General features: G+C 58.6%; 23 protein-coding genes and 1 pseudogene. 7 read left to right on the plus strand and 17 right to left on the minus strand.

Features of this window, described 5'->3' with window-relative positions; genetic code table 11:
* The first annotated feature begins 75 nt into the window (after positions 1-75).
* Positions 76-1185: an OmpA family protein gene (locus PMI22_RS09255; RefSeq protein WP_007947238.1), complete on the plus strand. Its 1110-nt coding sequence runs from the start codon at positions 76-78 to the stop codon at positions 1183-1185.
* Between the two features lie 24 nt (positions 1186-1209).
* Positions 1210-1857, plus strand: a complete 648-nt coding sequence (gene pdxH, locus PMI22_RS09250; protein WP_007947239.1) for a pyridoxamine 5'-phosphate oxidase — start codon at positions 1210-1212, stop codon at positions 1855-1857.
* Positions 1858-1862: 5 nt separating this feature from the next.
* Here pdxH and PMI22_RS09245 read toward each other — a convergent pair whose 3' ends face one another.
* Positions 1863-2099, minus strand: a complete 237-nt coding sequence (locus PMI22_RS09245) for a hypothetical protein (RefSeq protein WP_007947241.1) — start codon at positions 2097-2099, stop codon at positions 1863-1865.
* Positions 2100-2268: 169 nt separating this feature from the next.
* On the opposite strand from PMI22_RS09245, the gene PMI22_RS09240 reads away from it, so the two are divergent.
* Positions 2269-2733 (plus strand): glycine zipper 2TM domain-containing protein, encoded by a 465-nt coding sequence (locus tag PMI22_RS09240; RefSeq protein WP_007947242.1) that lies wholly within the window; start codon positions 2269-2271, stop codon positions 2731-2733.
* Between the two features lie 64 nt (positions 2734-2797).
* Here the strand turns inward: PMI22_RS09240 and PMI22_RS09235 are convergent, their stop codons facing one another.
* The 4 genes and pseudogenes from PMI22_RS09235 to nhaA all read right to left on the minus strand — a co-directional run bounded on the left by PMI22_RS09235 (position 2798) and on the right by nhaA (position 5773).
* Complete coding sequence (locus PMI22_RS09235; protein WP_007947243.1) at positions 2798-3055, minus strand: DUF7683 domain-containing protein; 258 nt, start codon at positions 3053-3055, stop codon at positions 2798-2800.
* The gene (locus PMI22_RS09230; RefSeq protein ID WP_007947244.1) at positions 3052-3282 is read right to left on the minus strand and encodes a DUF7683 domain-containing protein; all 231 of its coding nucleotides are present in this window, start codon (positions 3280-3282) and stop codon (positions 3052-3054) included. The genes PMI22_RS09235 and PMI22_RS09230 overlap by 4 nt, the downstream gene beginning before the upstream one ends.
* A pseudogene (locus PMI22_RS0129545) lies at positions 3279-4465 on the minus strand (colicin E3/pyocin S6 family cytotoxin). The gene PMI22_RS09230 and the pseudogene PMI22_RS0129545 overlap by 4 nt, the downstream one beginning before the upstream one ends.
* A gap of 120 nt (positions 4466-4585) precedes the next feature.
* Entirely contained in the window at positions 4586-5773 is a 1188-nt protein-coding gene (gene nhaA / locus PMI22_RS09225) for a Na+/H+ antiporter NhaA (protein WP_007947247.1), read from the minus strand.
* A gap of 237 nt (positions 5774-6010) precedes the next feature.
* Here nhaA and PMI22_RS09220 point away from each other — a divergent pair, with 237 nt between their 5' ends.
* A complete protein-coding gene (locus PMI22_RS09220; RefSeq protein ID WP_177323440.1) occupies positions 6011-7108 on the plus strand; it encodes a PLP-dependent cysteine synthase family protein in 1098 nt (365 codons plus the stop codon).
* A gap of 123 nt (positions 7109-7231) precedes the next feature.
* On the opposite strand, the gene PMI22_RS09215 is transcribed toward PMI22_RS09220, so the two are convergent.
* The 3 genes from PMI22_RS09215 to PMI22_RS09205 form a co-directional block, all read right to left on the minus strand.
* On the minus strand, positions 7232-8845 hold the full coding sequence (locus tag PMI22_RS09215) for an NAD(P)/FAD-dependent oxidoreductase (protein WP_007947249.1): 1614 nt from the start codon (positions 8843-8845) through the stop codon (positions 7232-7234).
* A gap of 95 nt (positions 8846-8940) precedes the next feature.
* The gene (locus tag PMI22_RS09210; protein ID WP_007947250.1) at positions 8941-9594 is read right to left on the minus strand and encodes a COG3650 family protein; all 654 of its coding nucleotides are present in this window, start codon (positions 9592-9594) and stop codon (positions 8941-8943) included.
* Positions 9595-9653: 59 nt separating this feature from the next.
* Positions 9654-10253, minus strand: coding sequence for a short chain dehydrogenase (locus tag PMI22_RS09205; protein ID WP_007947251.1), 600 nt, complete (start codon positions 10251-10253; stop codon positions 9654-9656).
* A gap of 104 nt (positions 10254-10357) precedes the next feature.
* Between PMI22_RS09205 and PMI22_RS09200 the strand changes: the two genes are divergently transcribed.
* Positions 10358-11284, plus strand: coding sequence for a LysR family transcriptional regulator (locus tag PMI22_RS09200; protein ID WP_007947252.1), 927 nt, complete (start codon positions 10358-10360; stop codon positions 11282-11284).
* 183 nt (positions 11285-11467) lie between these two features.
* Here PMI22_RS09200 and PMI22_RS09195 read toward each other — a convergent pair whose 3' ends face one another.
* Genes PMI22_RS09195 through PMI22_RS09180 form a run of 4 tightly spaced genes read right to left on the minus strand, consistent with a single transcriptional unit; the run spans position 11468 to position 13896 of the window.
* Positions 11468-11950, minus strand: coding sequence for a DoxX family protein (locus PMI22_RS09195; protein WP_007947253.1), 483 nt, complete (start codon positions 11948-11950; stop codon positions 11468-11470).
* On the minus strand, positions 11947-12708 hold the full coding sequence (locus PMI22_RS09190) for an HvfC/BufC N-terminal domain-containing protein (protein ID WP_007947254.1): 762 nt from the start codon (positions 12706-12708) through the stop codon (positions 11947-11949). The genes PMI22_RS09195 and PMI22_RS09190 overlap by 4 nt, the downstream gene beginning before the upstream one ends.
* The gene (bufB, locus tag PMI22_RS09185; protein WP_007947255.1) at positions 12705-13559 is read right to left on the minus strand and encodes an MNIO family bufferin maturase; all 855 of its coding nucleotides are present in this window, start codon (positions 13557-13559) and stop codon (positions 12705-12707) included. Before bufB ends, PMI22_RS09190 begins: the two co-directional genes overlap by 4 nt.
* A 25-nt stretch (positions 13560-13584) precedes the next feature.
* Positions 13585-13896: a BufA1 family periplasmic bufferin-type metallophore gene (locus PMI22_RS09180; protein ID WP_007947256.1), complete on the minus strand. Its 312-nt coding sequence runs from the start codon at positions 13894-13896 to the stop codon at positions 13585-13587.
* A 271-nt stretch (positions 13897-14167) separates the two neighbouring features.
* On the opposite strand from PMI22_RS09180, the gene PMI22_RS09175 reads away from it, so the two are divergent.
* Complete coding sequence (locus PMI22_RS09175; RefSeq protein ID WP_007947258.1) at positions 14168-15634, plus strand: DUF2599 domain-containing protein; 1467 nt, start codon at positions 14168-14170, stop codon at positions 15632-15634.
* 34 nt (positions 15635-15668) lie between these two features.
* Positions 15669-16907 (plus strand): DUF2599 domain-containing protein, encoded by a 1239-nt coding sequence (locus tag PMI22_RS09170; RefSeq protein WP_007947259.1) that lies wholly within the window; start codon positions 15669-15671, stop codon positions 16905-16907.
* Positions 16908-17008: 101 nt separating this feature from the next.
* Here the strand turns inward: PMI22_RS09170 and PMI22_RS09165 are convergent, their stop codons facing one another.
* The 5 genes from PMI22_RS09165 to PMI22_RS09145 all read right to left on the minus strand — a co-directional run bounded on the left by PMI22_RS09165 (position 17009) and on the right by PMI22_RS09145 (position 22011).
* A complete protein-coding gene (locus PMI22_RS09165) occupies positions 17009-17710 on the minus strand; it encodes an ABC transporter ATP-binding protein (RefSeq protein ID WP_007947260.1) in 702 nt (233 codons plus the stop codon).
* Entirely contained in the window at positions 17711-18478 is a 768-nt protein-coding gene (gene livG / locus PMI22_RS09160) for a high-affinity branched-chain amino acid ABC transporter ATP-binding protein LivG (protein WP_007947261.1), read from the minus strand.
* Positions 18475-19731, minus strand: a complete 1257-nt coding sequence (locus PMI22_RS09155; RefSeq protein WP_007947262.1) for a high-affinity branched-chain amino acid ABC transporter permease LivM — start codon at positions 19729-19731, stop codon at positions 18475-18477. Before PMI22_RS09155 ends, livG begins: the two co-directional genes overlap by 4 nt.
* A complete protein-coding gene (gene livH, locus PMI22_RS09150; protein WP_007947264.1) occupies positions 19728-20651 on the minus strand; it encodes a high-affinity branched-chain amino acid ABC transporter permease LivH in 924 nt (307 codons plus the stop codon). The genes PMI22_RS09155 and livH overlap by 4 nt, the downstream gene beginning before the upstream one ends.
* 232 nt (positions 20652-20883) lie before the next feature.
* Complete coding sequence (locus PMI22_RS09145) at positions 20884-22011, minus strand: branched-chain amino acid ABC transporter substrate-binding protein (protein ID WP_007947265.1); 1128 nt, start codon at positions 22009-22011, stop codon at positions 20884-20886.
* Positions 22012-22069 lie beyond the last annotated feature (58 nt).

Here is a 22069-nt window from a genome sequence, read left to right on the forward strand (position 1 = left end):
TTTTTGATTCAAAGCGTCAGTTTGTGCGGGCCGCTCCGGTCTGACTTTTCATTACTTCAATTTTGTGGATATCCAATGTCATCCAAACCAACACTCGCCTTGGCCCTGTGCTTCGCTATCACCGGTTGCGCACAGACCCCACAAAGTGATTCCGAGGGCAGCAGCTGGTGGCCGTTCGGTTCGTCCGACAAAGTCGCCGCTAAAGAACCGACCCCGGCCCCAGCCCCGCTGAAACCCGCCGCCACAGCACCCGTAGCCAAGACTGAAAGCGCCAACCCTTGGTACTGGCCGTTCGGTTCCGATGGCGCCGCTGAAATGACTAATGCAGAGCTTGTAGGAAAACCTGCAGCCAAGCCGGCCCAAGTGGCCAAGGCTGATGCAGACGCGGGTAACCAATGGTGGTGGCCGTTCGGCGGCAAGGAGCAGAGCGGCTCCAAAGTCGTGCCAATGCCAGACCCAAAAGTCACCCAGGCCTGGCTTGACGACTACGAGCCGCGCCTGCGCGAAGCGATCAAGGACAGCAAGCTGCAGCTTGAACGCCGTGAAAACGTGTTGGTGATCATCGCGCCGGTAGAAGGCTCGTTCAACCCGGATCGTCCGTCCATGCTGTTGCCGGTCACCCTTGGCCCGTTCACTCGTGTCGCGAAGATCCTCGAAGTCGACCCGAAAACGGCCGTGTTGGTCCTGGGCCACAGTGATACCTCGGGTGCCGCACCGGCCAATGTGAAACTGAGTCAGGAACGTGCACAATCGGTGGCCGCAATCTTCCGTCTCAGCGGTTTGCAGCGTGATCGCCTGATGCTTCGTGGCATGGGTGGTGACGCCCCGCGTGCGGCCAACGACAGCGTCGAAGGTCGAGCCCTGAACCGTCGCGTGGAATTGCTGGTGACCCCGCAAAACACCATGGTGGCGCTGCTGAGCAAGTACAACATGCCGGCCCCTGCGCCCGTGACCATGGTCGCTGCCAAGGACATCAAGCCAGTCGCCACCCCGACCACACCGGTCACTCCGGCGCCTGCCGCGAAGAAAGCCGCTGTACCTGCCGCGAAAAAGGCCCCGGCCAGCAAAGCCACCGCCAAGAAAACGCCCGCTAAAACCGCAACTCCGGCGAAAAAGACTGCACCGGCCAAAGCAGTTGCCGACACCAAGAAAGTCGACGTCGCCACTGAAACCGCCAAGAAGTGATTCGTTAACCAAAAGGACTGCGCCATGACCCAGCGCCTGGCTGATATGCGTCGTGACTACACCCGTGATGGCCTGACCGAGGCTCAAGCCCCGGCAGAGCCGTTCGGGCTGTTCCACCAGTGGTTTGCCGACGCGGTGAAAACCGAGCAAGCGCCGGTGGAGGCTAACGCCATGACCTTGGCGACGGTCGATCAGGACGGTCGGCCGCATTGCCGCATTCTGTTGCTCAAAGGTCTGGACGCACAGGGCTTTACGTTCTTCACCAACTACGAAAGTGCCAAGGGACAGCATCTGGCAGCGAATCCGTTCGCAGCCATGACCTTTTTCTGGCCGGCCCTGGAGCGCCAGGTGCGCATCGAGGGTCGAGTGGTGAAAGTCTCGCCTGAAGAGTCCGACGCCTATTTCCAGGTTCGTCCGCTGGGCAGCCGACTCGGTGCCTGGGCGTCACCGCAGAGCCGGGTGATTGCTGATCGCGGGGAACTGGAAGCGCTGCTCAAGAACACCGAGCAGCGTTTCAGTGACACCGCGCCACACTGTCCGGACCACTGGGGCGGTTATCGCTTGTTGCCGGAGCGCATCGAGTTCTGGCAAGGCCGCGCGAGCCGCTTGCATGATCGCCTCAACTACCGCCTACAGGGCGTCGACTGGATTCTTGAACGTCTGGCACCCTAGGCAGTCTACCGTTCGGGATACCTTGCAGCAGCGGCTTCAAGCCACTGCTGTAAGTCTCGACGCTTGATTTTCTGCGCTTGAGCGTTTTCCAGCTGCTGGAGCATGAACGTTTTTTTAAACTCGTCATCCCCCGCCAAGGCCAACGCCAGGTCTCGGACCATCCAGCGTTTTATCCGCACGTACAGCCACCCGTGGAAGTACAGCCCCGCGACGGTCGTGACGACAATGATGAAGTAGTCCATGAAAAATCCTTGGTGCGGCGTGGATTCCGGCAATTGCCGCTAACCGGTTGGTGAGTTATTCGAGGCGCCTGTACCGGGCCTGAATCAAACCACTTTTATCCGGGCGTTGCCGTGACACGCGTCAAAGTGCGGGGTTTATAATGAATACCTGTCCTTTGGAGTTGATGCTATGCGTAAGTCTGTTTTGTTGGTTGCTTCCTTTTCCACGATGGCGATGTTGCTCACCGGCTGCCAATCGAGCCTGACCGGTGACTCCTACTCCCGTGATGAAGCGCGTCGTGTGCAAACGATTCGCATGGGCACCATCGAAGCGCTGCGCCCAGTGAAAATCGAAGGCACCAAAACCCCAATCGGCGGCGCTGCAGGCGCAGTGGTTGGCGGTGTAGGCGCAAGCTCCATCGGTAGCGGCAACGGCAGCATCGTCGCCGCGGTCATCGGCGCAGTCGCTGGCGGCCTGTTGGGCTCGGCAGCCGAAGAAGGCCTGACCCGCACCCAGGGTGTTGAAATCACCGTACGCGAAGACGACGGCAGCATGCGCGCCTATGTACAGCAGGTTCAGGAAAATGAAATTTTCCGCGTGGGTGAGCGGGTACGGATTGCTACGGTTGATGGGACTAGCCGCGTTTCGCACTAAGCGGGAAACGGGTAAAGGAAAACCCCGATCAGGTGACTGGTCGGGGTTTTTTACGAGTAGAAAATTACTTGCTTGCATGACTTCCGAGCTGAAAATCGTACTTCGGGTCGTAGAACGTAATGCCGATCAAAGCTTCCAACTGCGTTATCTGAGCACTATCAAGATCGTAACCATAGATTTCGTCTTCTGGTTCGCTCCACTTCATTATTATTCTCAGTTCTTCAATATTCTCCTTGGGGATGGGCACTTCAAACACTAAAAATTCTGTTTTTTTATCAAAAGCTTCAACTGCATGGCGTACCGCTGGATAGCTCCGCGTCATTCTGTGCATACCAGTTGTACGACATTATTTGCACCTAAGAGGGATTTTCCTGTCCAGTCTTCCAATACCTTTACTTGTTCTGAAGACAAGTCGTGACCGTCGAATTCATCGTCCGGTTGCTGCCAGTTCATCAGAGCTCTCAAAGCTTTACGTCGACTGGCAGGTACATCTACGGTAAGAAGCAGATCTTCCGTCTGACGGTCGAAAACCTCTATTACATGTTTCATTTTTCTACTCTCCTTGCCGGATCGGCTGGTTTTGTCTGCTCTCCGGTTTCCGGGTTGTACTCTCCCAGATGTTTTCCTTGTTTCGTGTACAACTCAACCTTGCCATGTTGTGAGTCCCATTCATAAATTCTCCCTGACGGATCCTTCCAGCGTCTGCGCTTTTTTCCGCCGCCCCGCACGGAAGTTTTCATCGGCGCAGGTTTTATATCTGGAAAAGCTGGTAACGCCGTTGGCGCAGGGTGGTACTTCAGATCTCCCGTGACACTCAGCACAATGTAAACCGGCTTCACCCCCGAGTCCGCCGGAAACACAAGAATGAAATCCTTGTACTCTGGCGGATACACCGGGTTCACGATAATGCGGTCCGCCGCAGGCGTCGGTGGATACACCCAGATATGTGGCGCTTGCGGCGCAGCTTCCAGTGCTGGAATACCGAGGATGTCCGAGCCATCCACAGCCGGTGTCCAGATCAGTTCAACGCCATCCCCGAGATCTGCCACCTGCTGACTGCCGCGCAATGTGATCTGCACGACATCCACCATTTCCCAATCGCGGTTTTTGCCAGTGTAGAAACCGTAGCCGTTGAGACTGCCGTCAGCCTGTTGCTCGACCTGCAAACGAACGCGGGTTCTGGCCTGCTTGAGGGCGCGCAATTGATCTTCGGTGTAAAGCGCGCTGTCACCCAGGCTCGGCGTCCAGAACAACGCGACGACACCGGCCAATGTGGCGGCTGCGGCAGCTTCAGTGCCAGGCCCGGAGCAACGAGAGTCGGGGCGCTAAGTGCAAGTCGGCCAATGCCAAGCGAGACGGTACTGCCACTGATGGTTTCAAGATTCAGCAGTCCGGCTTCGTCTACATTACGAGCACCAAGCCAGGCGATTTCGCCGTAGTCCTTGAGACTGTCAGTCGGAACCATGCCCGAAGGATTCGAGTAATCAATGATGGCATCGGGGAGTTTGCAAGGCTTGGCGAAGACGCATCCCGCGCGGGGGATGTCGGTCTTTTTCGCCGAAACCTGAAGACGATCTTCAAAAGCCTGCTGCCGGGCGAGCATGGCGTCGTAAGCGCTTTGCCGGGCATCGCGTTCGGCCAGTTCGGTGGCCGTCATGAGGCGGTAGGTGACGTGATGACCGTCACCGGAGGGTGGGTTTTTAACCCGGGGAACTTCCTTGTGGCCAGCCACTGATCTTCCTTGCGTTCGTCCGTCGACAGCCCCCGAAGAGGAGCTGTGCGACGTTAACGAACGAGGTTAATCGTGGCTGTAGGACGAATCCTTAATGCTGCCAGGAGAGTTCTCTATCGCTCAGGATTTCAGCATCGCGCTTTTGCGACTTGCCATCGCCGTCACGGCATAACCGATCAATGCCGCAAGAATCGAACCGGTCAAAATCCCCATCCGGTCCATCCCGGCGTAGTCGCTGACGCCTGGCTCAAACGCCAGGGAGCCGACAAACAGGCTCATGGTGAAACCAATCCCGCAGAGGATCGCGACACCCAACACTTGGCCCCAGTTAGCGCCTTGGGGCAGGGCGGCGATGCCGATTTTCACGGCCAGCCAGGTCAGGCCGAACACGCCAACGGTTTTACCCAGTAACAGGCCAATCGCGATGCCCATCGGTACGTGGTGAGTGAAGCTTTCAACGGTGACGCCGCTCAGGGACAGGCCGGCGTTAGCGAAAGCGAACAGCGGCAGGATGCCGTAAGCGACCCACGGGTGCAGGGCGTGTTCAAGGGTCAGCAGCGGCGAAGACTCGGCGTTTTTGGTGCGCAGTGGTATACAGAAAGCCAGCGTCACACCCGCGAGAGTCGCGTGGACACCGCTCTTGAGCACGCACACCCAGAGGATCAAGCCGACGATCATGTACGGCCCGAGCTTTACCACGCCGAGCCGGTTCATGGCGATCAACGCGATGATGCAGGCGGCCGCCAGCGCCAGCGACAGCGTCGACAACGTCCCGGAATAGAAGACGGCGATGACGATGATCGCGCCCAGGTCGTCAATGATTGCCAGTGTCATCAGGAACAGCTTCAGCGACACCGGCACCCGTTTGCCCAGCAAGGCGAGTACGCCGAGGGCAAAGGCAATGTCGGTGGCCATCGGGATGGCCCAGCCACCCAGGGCTGCCGGGTCTTCACGGTTCAGAAACCAGTAGACCAGCGCCGGTACGACCATGCCGCCAATCGCTGCGGCACCGGGCAGGACGATTTGCGAGGGGTTCGACAGTTGGCCGTCGAGGACTTCACGTTTCACTTCCAGGCCGATCAACAGGAAGAACATCGCCATCAGGCCGTCGTTGATCCACAGCAGCAACGGCTTGGCGATTTTCAGCGCGCCGATCTGAGCGACCACAGGGGTGTCCAGCAGCCCGCTATAGAGCCACGACAGGGAAGAGTTGTTGATGATTAAAGCCAGGGCTGCAGCGGCGATCAATAACAGACCGCTGGCAGCTTCCAACTGAAAGAAACGCGTGAAAGTGCTACGCAGAGGCAAGGTCGCTCTCCATCGATGAATTCAAAAGGTGGCACACCCTAACCCGTACTGTTAGTTGTTAAAACAAAAGTTATATTCTTTTTTGTTATATGTCGTTACAACGCGAAGGACGGGACCGGACTTGAGCCTAGCAGTTGCCGGCGGTATTGAGCGTCAGCTGTACCTGTGCGTGTTGTAGGTTTTTTCCTAAGCTTGAAGGCTGAGCCTTATAAATAAGGCCGACCCAACGAGAAAGCCATCATGAGCGACAACCGACAGTGGGCCCGCGAAGCCATCCGGATTATCGAAGCGGACTTCCAGCGCAGCGCCGATACCCACCTGATCCCCTTGCCGCTGCCCGGTTTTCCGGGCATCGAGTTGTATTTCAAGGATGAATCCAGTCACCCCACCGGCAGCCTGAAGCACCGCCTGGCGCGCTCGTTGTTCCTCTATGCCCTGTGTAATGGCTGGTTGAAACCCGGCGCGCCAGTGATCGAGGCGTCCAGCGGCTCGACGGCGATTTCCGAGGCGTACTTCGCCAGCTTGCTGGGCTTGCCGTTCATTGCGGTAATGCCGGCGACCACTTCCAAAGAGAAGATCGCGCAAATTGCTTTCTACGGTGGCAAGAGTCATCTGGTCGACGACCCGACCCGGATCTACGCCGAGTCCGAACGGCTGGCGCGCGAGCATGATGGTCATTTCATCGATCAGTTCACCTACGCCGAACGCGCCACCGACTGGCGGGCGAACAACAACATCGCCGAATCGATCTTCCACCAAATGCGTTTTGAACAGCACCCTGAGCCGAGTTGGTTGATCTCCAGCCCCGGCACTGGAGGTACCACCGCAACGCTGGGTCGTTACGTGCGTTATCGCCAGCATTGCACCCGTGTGCTGTGCGCCGATGCCGAACGATCGGTGTTTTTCGATTATTACCAGACCGGCGATGCCAGCCTGCGCCTGGACTGTGGTTCGCGGATTGAAGGCATTGGCCGGCCACGGGTGGAAGCGTCGTTCCTGCCCAAGGTGATTGATGCCATGGTGAAAGTGCCGGACGCGTTGTCCCTGGCGGCCATGCACTACTTGGCGCAACGACTGGGGCGACGGGTTGGCGGATCGAGCGGGACCAACCTGATCGGCGCCTTGATGGCGGCCCAGCAGATGGCGGCGGCGAGGGAGTCGGGGTCGATCGTGGCGATTCTGTGTGATGGCGGCGAGCGCTATGCCACCACCTATTACGATCAGGATTGGCTCAAGGGCCAGGGGTATGAGTTGGGTGGCTTGATGGATACGGTGGCGGCGAGTGTCGAGCGCGGTGAGGCACTTCCGGCCAGCGTGCTGCGCGCCAATATCTGACGTGTTGATCGTTCCCACGCTCTGCGTGGGAATGCCTTACCGGACGCTCTGCGTCCGCTTTGGGACGCGGAGCGTCCCTGGCTGCATTCCCACGCGGAGCGTGGGAACGATCCAGGTCTCGGGTCAGGCTTCCAGGCCCAGGATGTCGCGGGCAACCGCTTCGGCAATCCGAATCCCGTCCACACCCGCCGACAGAATCCCGCCCGCATAACCCGCGCCTTCACCCGCCGGGAACAAGCCCTTCACGTTCAGGCTCTGCATCGACTCGTTACGGGTGATGCGCAGCGGTGACGAAGTTCGCGTCTCAATGCCGGTCAACACGGCGTCATGCAGCGAGTAACCGCGAATCTGCTTCTCGAACGCTGGCAACGCTTCACGAATGGCTTCGATGGCAAAGGCTGGCAAGGCCAGCGCCAAATCACCCAATGCCACGCCTGGTTTGTAGGACGGTTCAACGCTGCCCAGCTCAGTGGATGGCTTGCCGGCAATGAAGTCGCCGACCAGTTGCGCCGGTGCTTCGTAGTTGCTGCCGCCCAGCACAAAGGCGTGGGATTCCAGGCGCTCCTGCAATTCAATGCCGGCCAGCGGGCCGCCCGGGTAATCGACTTCCGGGGTGATCCCGACGACGATCCCGGAGTTGGCGTTGCGTTCGTTACGCGAGTACTGGCTCATGCCGTTGGTGACTACGCGGTTCGGTTCGGATGTGGCCGCAACCACGGTGCCGCCCGGGCACATGCAGAAGCTGTAGACCGAACGACCGTTCTTGGCGTGGTGCACCAGTTTGTAGTCGGCAGCCCCGAGTTTCGGGTGGCCGGCGTACTTGCCCAACCGCGCGCGGTCGATCAGCGACTGCGGGTGTTCAATGCGGAAACCCACGGAAAACGGTTTGGCTTCCATGAACACACCACGGCCGTGGAGCATGCGGAAAGTGTCCCGGGCACTGTGGCCGAGGGCCAGAATCACGTGCCTGGAATGAATCTGTTCGCCGCCATTGAGTTCGACGCCGACCAATTGGCCGTCTTCGATCAGCACGTCGGTGACACGTTGCTGGAAGCGTACTTCGCCGCCCAAGGCGCGAATCTGTTCACGCATGTTTTCCACCACACCGGTCAGACGGAACGTACCGATGTGCGGTTTGCTGACGTAGAGAATTTCGTCCGGCGCACCGGCCTTGACGAACTCGTGCAGGACTTTGCGGCCGATGAATTTCGGGTCCTTGATCTGGCTGTAGAGCTTGCCGTCGGAGAAAGTCCCCGCACCGCCCTCACCGAACTGCACGTTGGATTCGGGGTTGAGCACGCTTTTGCGCCACAGGCCCCACGTGTCCTTGGTGCGCTGGCGCACTTCGGTGCCGCGCTCGAGGATGATGGGCTTGAAGCCCATTTGCGCGAGCAGCAACCCGGCGAAAATCCCGCACGGCCCGAAACCCACGACCACTGGACGTTGCTGCAGATCGGCCGGTGCATGACCGACCACTTTGTAGCTGACATCCGGCGCCACGTTGACGTTACGGTCATCGGCGAACTTGTGCAGCAACGCGGCCTCATCCTTGGCGGTGAGGTCGATGGTGTAGATGAAGCACAGTTCGGAAGACTTTTTGCGCGCATCGTAGCTGCGCTTGAACAAGGTGAAATCGAGCAGGTCATCGCTGGCGATGCCCAGGCGCTGCACGATGGCAGGGCGCAGGTCTTCTTCGGGATGGTCGATCGGCAACTTGAGTTCAGTGATTCGTAACATGGCAGGACCCGGTTCGCGGGGCGCACAACTGCGCCAAGGCGTTTGAAACCGGCGATTATAAGCCCCAAAGGCGGATTCCCGTGAGGCTTAAACGATCAGTCGTTACGCGAACCGCCGAAATACCCGCAACCGCGCTGCACCTGACCATTGATACGCAGTTCGGCGCTCATGTGCTGGACGCTGCCGGTGGTGCTGTCGACGCAACGTTGCGGCGTGACCCACAATTCGATGTGCTGGTTATTGGCTTCGGTACCGAGGTTGAAACGGCCATCGCCCAGTTGTTCTTCCACGTACGGCAGGGCCAGAGGCGGTTGACCGGCGCGAACAATCACCATGCCTTTGCCGGTGACCTTGACGCTCCACTCAGGCGAGTGACCGGCTGCGCGCAGCGTCTGCAGTTTGAAATCGGGATCGTCGCATGCCGTGCCCGAGCGCTCGACGCGGTACAGCTGCTCAAGATCGAGACGGCTGTCGACGATGCGCCCGCGTACGTCGGCGAACAACTTGCCCTTGGTATCGGCCAGTGACGCTGCCTGTTGCAGCACGCTGGTGTTGCCGGTGTCGTTGACCACAAAGCTGCGTGTTTCATTGCACGGCTGGAACAGCAGCTTGCCGTCCACCGCCGTCAACTGGCCTTGCATGCGGGTCTGGCCCGCGTGGGAGGCGCTTTCACGCGGGCCATCAAACAACTGACAGGCAGCAAATAGCGGCAGCAGGGCAACAACGACTAAGGAACGGGCAACACGCATCTTCGGCTCTCCAGACAAGTGCCGCCACGTTACTCAGCCTGACCGTTCATCACAAGGGCTCAGCCCACATGAAAAGTCTGACCTGTCTGCAAGCCTTCTACGCTTTTGGCGTAGGCCAATGCCACATCGGCGGCCGGAACCGGTTTGAAACCACGGAAATAAGGCGCGTACTTGCCCATGGCTTCCACCAGCACATTGGGGCTGATCGAGTTCACGCGCAGGCCGCGAGGCAGTTCGATGGCGGCGGCGCGCACGAAGCTGTCCAGTGCGCCGTTGACCAGCGCTGCCGAGGCGCCGCTGCGAATCGGGTCATGGCTGAGCACGCCCGTGGTGAAGGTGAACGAGGCACCGTCGTTGGCGAACTCGCGGCCGATCAGCAGCAAATTGACCTGGCCCATCAGTTTGTCTTTCAGACCTAGCTCGAAGCTGGCTTCGGTCATTTCATCCAGGGGCGCGAAGGTCACGTTACCCGCTGCGCAGATCAGCGCATCGAACTTGCCGGTCTGTTCGAACAGCTTGCGGATCGAGGTGCTGTTGCTGATATCCACCTGAAAGTCGCCACTGCTGCGGCCGATGCGGATGATCTCGTGACGCTCGGACAGTTCCTTGTCGACCGCCGAACCGATGGTGCCGCCGGCGCCTATCAATAGAATTTTCATCGTGCTGTTCCTCGATTGGTTGAGTGAGGTCTCAGTCTAGAGTGGTTTTTTCCGTTGATAAGCGCACTAATAGGTAACCTTTGGTTTTCAATTGGAAACAATCCATGAGCGAGATGGATGACCTTGCGGCGTTCGCGGTATTGATCGAAGCGGGGAGTTTTACCTTGGCAGCGCAGCAATTGGGTTGCAGCAAGGGGCAGCTGTCCAAGCGCATCAGCTTGCTGGAGACGCGGTTTTCCGTGGTCCTGCTGCAACGCACCACCCGCCGTTTAAGTCTGACGGCGGCGGGTGCGGCGCTGTTGCCCCAGGCTCAGGCGCTGGTCGTGCAAGTCGAGCGGGCGCGTCAGGCATTGGCGCGGTTGAGGGACGACATGGCCGGGCCAGTGCGTATGACCGTCCCGGTGTCGCTGGGGGAAACCTTCTTCGACGGTTTGTTGTTGGAATTTTCCGGCAAATACCCCGAGGTGCAGATCGAACTGGACCTCAACAACCAGTTTCACGACCTGTCACGGGATGGCTTTGATCTGGCGATTCGCTCCGAGGTGGGCAAGGACGAGCGTCTGGTAGCCCGACCGTTGCTGGCCTGGCACGAAATGACCTGCGCCAGCCCGGCGTATCTTGAACGGTTCGGCGAACCGCAGACACCCCAGGCGTTGGCCGATCACCGTTGCTTGCTCAACAGCCATTACAGTGGTCGCGAAGAATGGCTCTATCACCAGCAACACGAGTTGCTGCGGGTGCGGGTCTCGGGTCCGTTTGCCAGCAACCATTACAGCTTGCTGAAAAAAGCCGCATTGGCGGGGGCAGGCATTGCGCGTCTGCCGTCGTATCTGCTGCAAGCAGAATTGGCGGATGGACGCTTGCGCTGGCTCATGCGCGATTATCAGACCCGGCGCATGCCAATGTACCTGGTTCACCCCTATCAGGGCGGTCTGCCGAAACGCACGCAAGTATTGGCGGATTACCTGATCGGCTGGTTCAAGCGCAGCGGCGAAGCGCTGGATCGGCTTAGCCTCGCACGGTCCCTGTAGCTGTCGAGCTTGCGAGGCTGCGTTCGGCTCTGTAGCAGCTGTCGAGCCTTGGCGAGGCTGCGTCCAGCTGCGCAACAGTCGTACAACCAGTCACTGTTGTCTGACAGGTAAACTGCGTTCGCAGGTTTGGCGACCGCTTCGCGCTCGAACGCAGGCTTCGCCAGCTGCTACAGGGGATCTGAGTTAGAGGGAGTAACGCCGGGCGATTAAGTGGTCTATGGACAATTTCCCCGGCCCGGTCGCCATCAGGTAGAGCAACACCGCCACCCATGTGCCGTGAGTCGGGTAGGCATCCGGGTACACGAACAGTTGAATGGTCAGGGTCATGCCCAGCAAGGCCAGCGCCGAAAAACGCGTGGCAAAGCCAATCAGGATCAGCACCGGGAAAAAGTGTTCGGCAAACGCCGCCATGTGCGCAGCGATCTCTGGCGACAGCAACGGCACGGGGTACTCGCTCTTGAACAATGGAATGGTCGAATCGGCCAGGCGCGGCCAACCCAATTCGAACGTCCCCTCGATCAGGTCGATGGCCAGTTCTTCGACTTTGGTTTGCCCTGATTTCCAGAACACCGCCGCGATGGAGAATCGCGCAATAAAAGCGATCAGGCTCTGTGGAATCAACGCCAGTAGCGCGATGGCGCGGCTGATCGGGTTCTGTGTGTTCATGGCGCTACCTTGTTGTGGCGTAAGTGAGTAATGGCGTTGTGGCTGATCAACAGGGCCAGGGTCTGGCTGAGATCGAACTCGGGTGCGTTTTGCGCGGCTTGAATCAGCGGCTGGCCGCTTTGCAGGTTGTGAATGAAGGCACTGGCGCCGGGTTCGATGACGAAGACTTCAACGTCCAGACCGTTACGCAGGATCAGCGCGTGTTGCTCCCGGTGCAGGTCTATCCCGGCCAGCGTTGCGTCCTGCTGATGGGCCGCCCAGATCGAGACCACGGCGAAGGTAGAGGTCAGCACGTTCAGCGAGGGATGAAGTCCGACGGTCAGCTCGCTCAGGGCTTGCGGATCAGCGAGCTGCTCGCTGATCTGTTCATGGCTCGACGGTTGGGCGTCGGCTGCGTGATAAGCAGTGGTGCGCAACCGTTCGAGTCTGGCGACATCCGCCAGATACGGCACGCTGCTCGCCGGTTTGAAGCCTTCGATAAACCCCGGGAAGTTGTTGCCGTAATCTTTGATCAACGTGCTCTGAGGCGCGTTGTTGAGCAAATAGACGCTGGCCATGGCATGGAAGAACTCCTCACCGACCAGTTGCATGACAACGGGGTAGCTGTAGGCCAACGCGTTGATCAGCGAGCTCTGTACATTGTTGCGATACACCGCGAAACGGCTGGCGGGATCGGCGCCATTGGCACTGAACAAGCCCTCGGGGCAGCTCGATCGGGGATCAAGCAGGGCGGCGGAAAAAGCGGCTTGCGTGCTCAAGGACGACCTCCCGGAAAAAGTAGCAACTCATCGGCCTGACGCGCCTCGGCCTGCAAGACGCTGAAGGCCGGCAACTGATTGTCGCGTTCGATCAGGGTGGCTATCGGGCCTGTTCGCTCCAGCACGCGCTGGTACAACGACCAGACGGCGGTATCGATGGGGGCGCCGTGATCATCAATCAGCAGACGGTCACCGAGGCTGTCGGTGTCTTCGGAAAAACCCGCCAGATGAATCTCGCCGACGGCATGAAGGGGCAGGGCGTCGATGTAGGCTTCTGGATCACGACGATGATTGGTGCACGATACATAGACGTTGTTCACATCCAGCAATAGCCCGCAGCCTGTGCGCTGGATGACTTCGCTGATGAAGTCTGCTTCATCAATGGTCGAGCGCTCGAACGCCAGGTAGGTGGCCGGGTTCTCTAGCAACATTGGGCGTTTAAGGGTGTTTTGAGCTTGATCGATGTGTTCGCAGACACGGTTCAGCGTTGCGTTGTCATAGGCCAGAGGCAACAGGTCATTCAGGAACACCGGACCATGGCTTGACCAGGCCAGGTGTTCGGAAAAGGCGCGGGGTTGGTAGCGCTCGATAAGTGCGGCGAGGCGCTTGAGGTGCAGAGTGTCCAGCGGACCTTCGCCGCCAATCGACAGACCCACGCCATGCAGCGACAGCGGATACTGCTCGCGAATCAACCCCAGATAATGATGAAACGGGCCGCCGGCCACCATGTAGTTTTCGGCGTGGACTTCGAAGAAACCGATGTCCGGTTGTGAACCGAGCACTTCACGAAAGTGCTCGGTCTTGAGCCCCAGCCCGGCGCGGGGCGGGAGCCCGAACGGTGAATGGTTCATGGTCGACACTCGGGCGGGGTCCGGATCAGGCCTTGGCTTTGGCTTTGAAGGCTTCCAGCTGACCGTATTCGGTCGGAGAGGTCTTGCTTTCAGTCTTGACGCAGGTGCCTTTCGGAACGAGTTTCCAGGCGTTTGCCTGATAGTCTATTTTTGAAGTGCCGGCACAGGTGGTGCCAGCGCCAGCTGCGCAATCGTTATGACCTTTCATGGCCACGCCGAAGCATTTTTCCATGGTGTCGTCGGCCGCGTGGACGGTGGAAACAGCGGCCATGCTCAAGGCAGAACCGAGGGTCAGAACCAGGGCGGTGGCGGACAGGGTGCGGGTGGTAGCAGTCATGAAGTTTCTCCGGTTTCATTCAGGTTTTTACAAACGGTTTGCGCTTGCTTGTCCCTCTAGAGAAACGAGGTGGCGATGCGTTACAGCCGAGCTCAAACTTTTTTACTGCACTGATCATTCCCATGCTCTGCATGGGTTGTTTGAACAACAAACTGGCTCAACTACCAAACGACCGTTCGTCGCAATGCAGCGCTTGCCTGTTATTTCTGACAGTAGCCAGCCTCCTGTCGAGGGTGTTCCATAGTCACCTGTACGCCAAGGACGGTGACCCATGACGGACGATCAATCAGCTTCGCAATGGCCGTGGACTTTGAAGTTTGCAGGTGGCGAGAGCGGGTCGCTTATCACCGAAAGGCAGACCTTGAAGTCGGCAATGTACGCAGCCATGCGTTCGTTTTTTGCCCTGGCCTGCACTCTGCCGATGGTGTTCTGTACGGTTGCCGCCCAGCCGCTGCTCGATCCGCTGGATACTCTTAAGCGCATCAACCACAACTACAACACTCTGAAGGACGCTTGCCAGGAACCCGATACCGGCGCCGCGCGCGGCCTCTATTACTGCAGTGGCGTGACCTTGCGCATGGTCAACGACGGGCCCTTCAATCCCTGGGACTACAGCCCCTACGCGATCAAGATCGGCGGAACGTCGTATTCATGGATCCGCAAGGATCTGAGCACCCGAATGCTCATTCACCCGGCCGGTTTCATCCTGCGAACTCCAACAGATGCTGCGGCGTTGAGCCTGCCGGTCAAGGAGCAGGGCTGGACCTGCATCTACGCCTTCGATGGTGGTACCGGGCCGGAGCGCAAGTGGTACGGCTGCGGCTTCTTCGACAGCCGCGAGCCGCCGCGTGCGGCCCAAGGCGTGATGAACAACCGCAATTCCGCCTTGGCTTACGGCACCTGTGCAGAAGTCGGGGTGAGCACCGATGAGCAATGGACCCGGAATTACACCGGGCCGAAGGCGGGCTCGATCCAAACCGGCCAGTGCTCCTGGAACGCGGAAAAACCCAGCGACTGGAACGCCATGATCCGGACTCACGAGTCCCGGCTGAACCCCACCAGCAAGGACCCCTACGCCTTCAATGGCCAAGTCAACGAGTTCATGTTGAAGAATGCTTCGGCAACCAACGACGGCAGCGAAAACATGAAATACATCGATGCCTTCATCTACGACGTCAACGCCACGCGCAACTTTGCTACTCGCGGTGACCAGGCCCCACCGAAACAAGAGAATGGGCTGAACAGCGCGCGCAACTTCCAGAAGAAACTCCAGGCCCAGGGCTACAGCGTGCCGATCCTGCGGCTGGATTTCACCAAGCCGGCGGAGCAGCGTTTCAGCTATATCGCCACCGACCAGGCGATAGACCTGACGGGTGCCAGCGGTGCACAGCCAACCCCGGTTGCACCTGCGCCCAGCTACATCGCCTCTGCCGATTGGATCAAGCGTTACGACCCCGGTACCCGCAAGGATGAATGGACCTTGAGCGTGGTGCCCACGGCGACTGGTCGCGCCTTGCCCAACAAGCAGGCCGGGGCTCTGTACGACCAGCTGTTCACCCTCAAAGGTGCAGACAGCAACTGGCGTGACAATGAACATTCCGCAGGCAGCATGCGCCAGCAATTGAGCTGCGTCCTGGCCAATTACCGCACCAAGAAGCCCTGGAATCTCGAGCCTTTCAGGCCCGCTTTGTCGGATGGCGAGACGCGGGCCGCGGGTTGCAACCCGGTCCCGCGTTGAAGGTGTGTTTTGGCTAATCAAGGAGATGCAAGCCATGAAAAACCGTCTGAACAGGATCGCTCCATTACTCATGTTCCCGCTGCTGGTGCAGGTGACATGGGCCTATGCCGAGTCATGCGAAGAGACGCTGAAAAAGGTTGAAACGTTGTACAACAAAACAGTCGATCGTTGCGGGCCGGATCCCGCGTCGGACTGTTCGGGATTGATAATCAGGGGCACTCACCGGCCCGATCCGGCAAAGGGGCAGAAATGGGATGTGTGGAATCCAAGCCCGACAGCAATAGAAAAGGGTACTTTTGCCGCTTCCTATATGCGTACCGACGGCATCAGCTATGCAGATCCTGGCATGAGTACTCAGAACGGCTACATCATCACTCCGATAGATCAGGTACGCGAGCCCGAGACTCCGGTGCATGTCTACTGTGCGTTTCCTAACGACGCCTGGACCGACTATCGAGAGGACCGAGGCTGTGGGAACAACAAAAACACTGTCCAGACAGAAGCCGTATGCCAGGCCATGCCGCCACCTGTCTTGAACGCGAAAGACTGGGTCGCGCATTTCACAAAATTCAACAACGACAAAAACCAGGATCAGTTGCAATGTGGGTTCAATATGCGCAATCCCATGAGCAGCAAGGATCGGGTAGACGCTTTTCGCAATTTCATCGAGGCGCGGAAAGTCATCAATAGTCGTGAGTTTCAAACCCAGACAGAATTGCGCCTGGGTAACCCTAAAACCGACGAGCTACCTATTCTGGCGTTTTTTTACAGCGATCAACGTGGTTTGAACGATGCCTTGGCCAATCAGCGGGACTATAAAGCCAAGACAGGCAAGGACCGCAACATCATCAAGATTGATTTCCCCAAAACCCCGGTCAGCAAGGCCACCTTCTCGTGCATCCAAACCACGCCGTCGCCGACACAACAATTCTGTGACAAGTACATCGAGTCAAGCACCTGGGTAAAACGTCCCGATCCGGAACTTGGGCCGAACACCTGGTCGCTCGTGGTGGTGCCTACCGCTTGCGGCCGCGCTATCAAGGATGATCAGACCGACAGAATGTTTGCCGAGTTGTACAACAAACATAAAGGCGATGAGCAATGGCGACAGTACAGCGTCAATGGCGGGTCACTCCGTCGGCAAATGGTTTGTCATCTGGCGGCAACCGTCGACGGCACGCCTGTCAGGAACAAGCCCGAGTGGAACCTTGAACCGGCGCGGCCATACGTCGACCAGGCCACGGCCGTAGCGCAGTACTGCAATCCGTACTGAGGCTATTCAGCGGAAAAAGCCGATCTGCCGATACCCCAGGTATTGGCAGATTATCCGCAATAAAAAACGGCCCGAAGGCCGTTTTTGTTCACCGCGAAGACTCAACCACCCAGATACGCTTCACGCACTTTCGGATCAGTCAGCAGCGCTTCACCCGTGCCTTGCATCACCACCCGGCCGTTCTCCAGAACGTACGCGCGGTCGGCAATTTTCAGTGCCTGGTTCGCGTTCTGCTCAACCAGAAACACGGTCACGCCATCCTTGCGCAGTTGTTCGATGATGTCGAAGATCTGCTGGATGATGATCGGTGCGAGGCCCAACGAAGGTTCGTCGAGCAACAGCAGCTTGGGTTTGCTCATCAACGCACGGCCGATGGCGAGCATTTGCTGTTCGCCGCCGGACATGGTGCCGCCGCGCTGGGCGAAACGTTCTTTCAGGCGTGGGAAAAGTCCGAGAACCTTGTCCATCTGTTCCTGATAGTCGCCCTTGTCGGTGAAGAAACCGCCCATGGCGAGGTTTTCTTCCACGGTCAGGCGCGAGAACACCCGACGACCTTCCGGCACGACGGCGATGCTTTTGCGCATGATCTGCGACGAGCTCTGGCCGACCAGTTCCTCACCCATGTAGCGGATGCTGCCGCTGTGAGCTTGCGGCGAACCGCAGAGCGTCATCAGCAGGGTCGACTTGCCGGCACCGTTGGCGCCGATCAGGGTCACGATTTCGCCCTGGCGGACTTCCACGTTAACGCTGTGCAGGGCCTGGATCTTGCCGTAGAAAGTGGAAACGTTTTCGAATTGCAGCATTTACGCTTCCCCCAGGTAGGCTTTGATCACTTCGGGATTGTCGCGGATCTGTTCCGGCGTGCCGTTGGCCAGGGGGGTGCCCTGGTTGATCACGACGATGTGGTCGGAAATGCTCATGACCAGTTTCATGTCGTGTTCGATCAGCAGTACGGTGACGTTGTGCTCTTCACGCAACATGCTGATCAGGGCCTTGAGGTCTTCGGTTTCCTTCGGGTTCAGGCCGGCAGCCGGTTCGTCGAGCATGAGGATCCGCGGACGGGTCATCATGCAGCGAGCTATTTCCAGACGACGTTGCTGACCGTAGGCCAGGGTGCCGGCCGGGCGGTTAGCGAACTGCGTGAGGTTGACCTTGTCCAGCCAGTAGGCGGCGAACTCCATGGCTTCGCGTTCGCTTTTGCGGAACCCCGGGGTCTTGAACAGGCCGGACAGGAAGTTGGTGTTCAGGTGACGGTGCTGCGCGATCAAGAGGTTCTCGACCGCGGTCATGTCCTTGAACAGCCGCACGTTCTGGAAGGTGCGCACCACGCCTTTGAGGGCGATCTTGTGGCCCGGCAGGCCTTCGATCGGCTCGCCGTCCAGCAGGATGCTGCCGCCACTCGGTTTGTAGAAACCGGTCAGGCAGTTGAACACCGTGGTTTTGCCGGCACCGTTAGGGCCGATCAACGCAACCACCTGCTTTTCTTTCACGGTCAGGGCTACGCCATTGACCGCCAGCAAGCCGCCGAAGCGCATGCTCAGATTTTCGACTTTCAGGATCTCGCGGCTCATTTGCGCAGCTCCATGTGAGGACGTTGCATGGGCAGCAGGCCTTGAGGACGCCAGATCATCATCAGCACCATCAAGGCGCCGAACATCAACATGCGGTACTCACTGAACTCACGCATCATTTCCGGCAACAGGATCATCACCACGGCAGCCAGGATCACGCCCAGTTGCGAGCCCATGCCACCCAATACGACGATGGCGAGAATGATCGCCGACTCGATGAAGGTGAAGGACTCCGGTGTCACCAGTCCCTGACGGGCAGCGAAGAAACTACCGGCAAAACCGGCGAAGCTGGCGCCCAGGGTGAAGGCCGACAGCTTGATGACCGTAGGATTGAGACCCAGCGCACGGCAGGCGATTTCGTCTTCACGCAACGCTTCCCAGGCACGGCCAATGGGCATGCGCAGCAAACGGTTGATGACGAACAACGCGCCGAGGGCCAGCAACAGCGCAACCAGGTACAGGAAAATCACCTTGTTGATCGAGTTGTATGCAATGCCGAAGTACTCGTGGAACGTCTGCATCCCTTCGGCGGCTTTACGTTCGAAGGTCAGGCCGAAGAACGTTGGTTTTTCGATGTTGCTGATGCCGTTCGGGCCACCGGTGAGACCGGTCAGGTTACGCAGGAACAGACGGATGATTTCACCGAAGCCCAGGGTCACGATGGCCAAATAGTCACCGCGCAGACGCAGGACCGGGAAGCCCAGCAGGAAGCCGAAGGTGGCCGCCATCAGGCCGGCAATCGGCAGGCAGATCCAGAAGCTCAGGCCGTAGTAGTGCGACAGCAGCGCATAACTGTAGGCACCGACGGCATAGAAACCGACGTAACCCAGGTCAAGCAGACCGGCCAGGCCGACCACGATGTTCAGGCCCAGGCCCAGCATCACGTAGATCAGCACCAGTGTTGCGATGTCCACCGCCCCGCGAGAGCCGAAGAACGGCCAGACCAGCGCACCGGCGATCAGCGCAATGATGATCCAGCGCTGGGTGCTCGGCAGGGTCAGGAAGTTACTGGCCTTGGCCGGAATCAGCGGCATGCTTGGCGACGAACGCCAGGCCGAGCTGATCTGCTGATCGAACAACACGCGCAGGAACATCAGTACTGAACATACCGCGATGGTGATCAGCGTGGCGTCGCTGGTGCCATGGACTTCCAGGTTGATGCCGACGATGGTCAACTTCAGACCCAGTACCGGGTAGGCAACGGCCCACACCAGCAAGGCGCTGAACAGCGCCTGTTTAAGATTCCTAGTCATACTTTCTCAACCTCCGGACGGCCCAGCAGGCCGGTTGGCCGGAACAACAACACCAGAACCAGCAGGCCGAACGCCACAACGTCCTTGTACTGGTCGCCGAAGATATCGGCACCGAAGGCTTCTGCGACACCGAGTACCAGCCCGCCGAGCATGGCGCCAGGGATGCTGCCGATACCGCCCAGTACTGCGGCGGTGAAGGCCTTGAGGCCGACCAGGAAACCGGCGTTCGGGTTGATCACGCCGTATTGCATGCTCAGCAGCACCGCCGCGATGGCCGCCAGTGCGGCACCGATGACGAAGGTCAGGGCGATGATGTTGTTGGTGTTGATACCCAGCAGGTTGGCCATCTTGATGTCTTCGGCACAGGCGCGGCAGGCGCGACCCAGGCGAGAGCGGGAGATGAACAGCGTCAGACCGAGCATGGCGACCAGAGTCACCACGAACACCACGATTTGCATGTAGGAAATCAGCACTTCATGTGCACCACCTGGTCCGAAGGCAAAGTTGCCCGGAATCAGGTTGGGGATGGATTTGTCCTTGGAGTCTTGCGCCAGCAGAACCGTGTTCTGCAGGAAGATCGACATGCCGATGGCGGAAATCAGCGGGATCAGACGGTTGCTGCCGCGCAGGGGGCGGTAGGCGATCCGTTCGATGCTGTAACCGTAGGCACTGGTCACGACAATGGTCGCGAGGAAAGCGGCGGTCATCAACAGCGGAACACTGTCGAGTCCCAGCATGGCCAGCCCGGCGATGGCGATGAACGCCACGTATGAACCGATCATGTACACCTCGCCGTGGGCGAAGTTGATCATTCCAATGATGCCGTAAACCATCGTATAGCCGATGGCGATCAGGGCATACGTGCTGCCAATGGTCAGACCATTAACCAGCTGTTGGAAAAAGTGATAGATGTCAGGCATTACAGCGCTCCTAAAAACCTGATACGCATTTCACTGGTGGAGTCATTTTCCCGCTCGAGCCCCGTGGATCTGCATCCACTTCGAATTCGAGGTTTGCCAGCGAACCGCTGATGACGGTTTTGAGATTTTCAGGTGGGGAGACTGGCGGATCACGCCAGCGCGGCCCAAAACGTTCGTAAAACAAAGCCCACGGCACGCCGTGGGCTTTATTGGCAGTCAGTATGGCAAAGCCTTACTGAGGCGAAGCTTCAGTTTTTGGTTTGCCGAAGTGCCACTCGTAAACCACAAATTTGAAGTCTTTCAGGTCGCCCTTGTCGTCGAAAGCCAGGTCGCCGGTCGGGGTCTTGAACGTGCCTTTGTGGATAGCTTCAGCCACTTTGGCAGTGTCTTCGGACTTGGCAGACGTGATGCCTTCGGCGATGACTTGCACGGCCGAGTAGGCCGGGAACACGAACGGACCGCTCGGGTCTTCTTTCTTCGCCTTGAACGCGTCAGCCAGGGCGATGTTCGCCGGATCCTGGTCGAAGGATTTCGGCAGGGTTACCAGCAGACCTTCGGAAGCGTCCTTGGCGATCTGCGAAATGGAGTCGTTACCCACGCCTTCCGGACCCATGAACTTGGCTTTCAGGCCTTTTTCCTGGGATTGACGCAGGATCAGGCCCAGTTCCGGGTGGTAGCCGCCGTAGTAGACGAAGTCGACGTTGGCTTGCTTGAGCTTGGCGATCATCGACGAGAAGTCTTTGTCGCCGGCGTTGACGCCTTCGAACACGGCAACCTTGACGCCTTTCTTCTCGAGAGTCTGTTTAACGGCGGTGGCAATGCCTTCACCGTATTGCTGTTTGTCGTGCAGCACAGCAACGATTTTCGGTTTTACGTGATCGGCAATGTAGTTACCGGCGGCAGGGCCTTGGGCGCTGTCCAGACCGATGGTGCGGAACACCATTTTGTAACCACGAGCGGTGATGTCCGGGCTGGTGGCAGCCGGGGTGATCATGATCACGCCTTCGTCTTCGTAAATGTCCGAAGCCGGTTGAGTGGAGCTGGAGCACAGGTGGCCAACCACGAACTTGACGCCGTCGTTGACGACCTTGTTCGCGACCGCGACCGCTTGTTTCGGATCACAGGCGTCATCGTATTCAACGGCTTCGAGTTTCTTGCCGTTGACGCCGCCTTTGGCGTTGATCTGTTCGATGGCCATTTTGGAGCCACTGAACTGCATGTCGCCGTATTGGGCTACAGGACCGGTCTTGGGGCCGGCGATGCCGATCTTGATCGTGTCAGCTGCGAACGAATGGCTGGCAACCCCGGCCAGAACCATAGCGGCAAACAGTTTGGAAATCTGCTTAGTAGCCTTAGTCATAGTGCTCCACTCTTACTGTTGTAGTTTTTATAGTCCTGGCGCCGTAGCAGCAGAACCG

It is taken from the genome of Pseudomonas sp. GM21, from assembly GCF_000282215.1.
In the GTDB taxonomy this organism is placed as follows: Bacteria; Pseudomonadota; Gammaproteobacteria; order Pseudomonadales; family Pseudomonadaceae; genus Aquipseudomonas.

Bases quoted from the DNA above. Each gene is read 5' to 3' on its own strand.
- PMI22_RS09255 (WP_007947238.1), top strand. From the start codon at position 76: ATGTCATCCAAACCAACACTCGCCTTGGCCCTGTGCTTCGCTATCACC.
- pdxH (WP_007947239.1), top strand. From the start codon at position 1,210: ATGACCCAGCGCCTGGCTGATATGCGTCGTGACTACACCCGTGATGGC.
- PMI22_RS09245 (WP_007947241.1), bottom strand. From the start codon at position 2,099: ATGGACTACTTCATCATTGTCGTCACGACCGTCGCGGGGCTGTACTTC.
- PMI22_RS09240 (WP_007947242.1), top strand. From the start codon at position 2,269: ATGCGTAAGTCTGTTTTGTTGGTTGCTTCCTTTTCCACGATGGCGATG.
- PMI22_RS09235 (WP_007947243.1), bottom strand. From the start codon at position 3,055: ATGACGCGGAGCTATCCAGCGGTACGCCATGCAGTTGAAGCTTTTGAT.
- PMI22_RS09230 (WP_007947244.1), bottom strand. From the start codon at position 3,282: ATGAAACATGTAATAGAGGTTTTCGACCGTCAGACGGAAGATCTGCTT.
- PMI22_RS09215 (WP_007947249.1), bottom strand. From the start codon at position 8,845: ATGTTACGAATCACTGAACTCAAGTTGCCGATCGACCATCCCGAAGAA.
- PMI22_RS09210 (WP_007947250.1), bottom strand. From the start codon at position 9,594: ATGCGTGTTGCCCGTTCCTTAGTCGTTGTTGCCCTGCTGCCGCTATTT.
- PMI22_RS09205 (WP_007947251.1), bottom strand. From the start codon at position 10,253: ATGAAAATTCTATTGATAGGCGCCGGCGGCACCATCGGTTCGGCGGTC.
- PMI22_RS09200 (WP_007947252.1), top strand. From the start codon at position 10,358: ATGAGCGAGATGGATGACCTTGCGGCGTTCGCGGTATTGATCGAAGCG.
- PMI22_RS09195 (WP_007947253.1), bottom strand. From the start codon at position 11,950: ATGAACACACAGAACCCGATCAGCCGCGCCATCGCGCTACTGGCGTTG.
- bufB (WP_007947255.1), bottom strand. From the start codon at position 13,559: ATGAACCATTCACCGTTCGGGCTCCCGCCCCGCGCCGGGCTGGGGCTC.
- PMI22_RS09180 (WP_007947256.1), bottom strand. From the start codon at position 13,896: ATGACTGCTACCACCCGCACCCTGTCCGCCACCGCCCTGGTTCTGACC.
- PMI22_RS09175 (WP_007947258.1), top strand. From the start codon at position 14,168: ATGACGGACGATCAATCAGCTTCGCAATGGCCGTGGACTTTGAAGTTT.
- PMI22_RS09170 (WP_007947259.1), top strand. From the start codon at position 15,669: ATGAAAAACCGTCTGAACAGGATCGCTCCATTACTCATGTTCCCGCTG.
- PMI22_RS09165 (WP_007947260.1), bottom strand. From the start codon at position 17,710: ATGCTGCAATTCGAAAACGTTTCCACTTTCTACGGCAAGATCCAGGCC.
- livG (WP_007947261.1), bottom strand. From the start codon at position 18,478: ATGAGCCGCGAGATCCTGAAAGTCGAAAATCTGAGCATGCGCTTCGGC.
- PMI22_RS09155 (WP_007947262.1), bottom strand. From the start codon at position 19,731: ATGACTAGGAATCTTAAACAGGCGCTGTTCAGCGCCTTGCTGGTGTGG.
- livH (WP_007947264.1), bottom strand. From the start codon at position 20,651: ATGCCTGACATCTATCACTTTTTCCAACAGCTGGTTAATGGTCTGACC.
- PMI22_RS09145 (WP_007947265.1), bottom strand. From the start codon at position 22,011: ATGACTAAGGCTACTAAGCAGATTTCCAAACTGTTTGCCGCTATGGTT.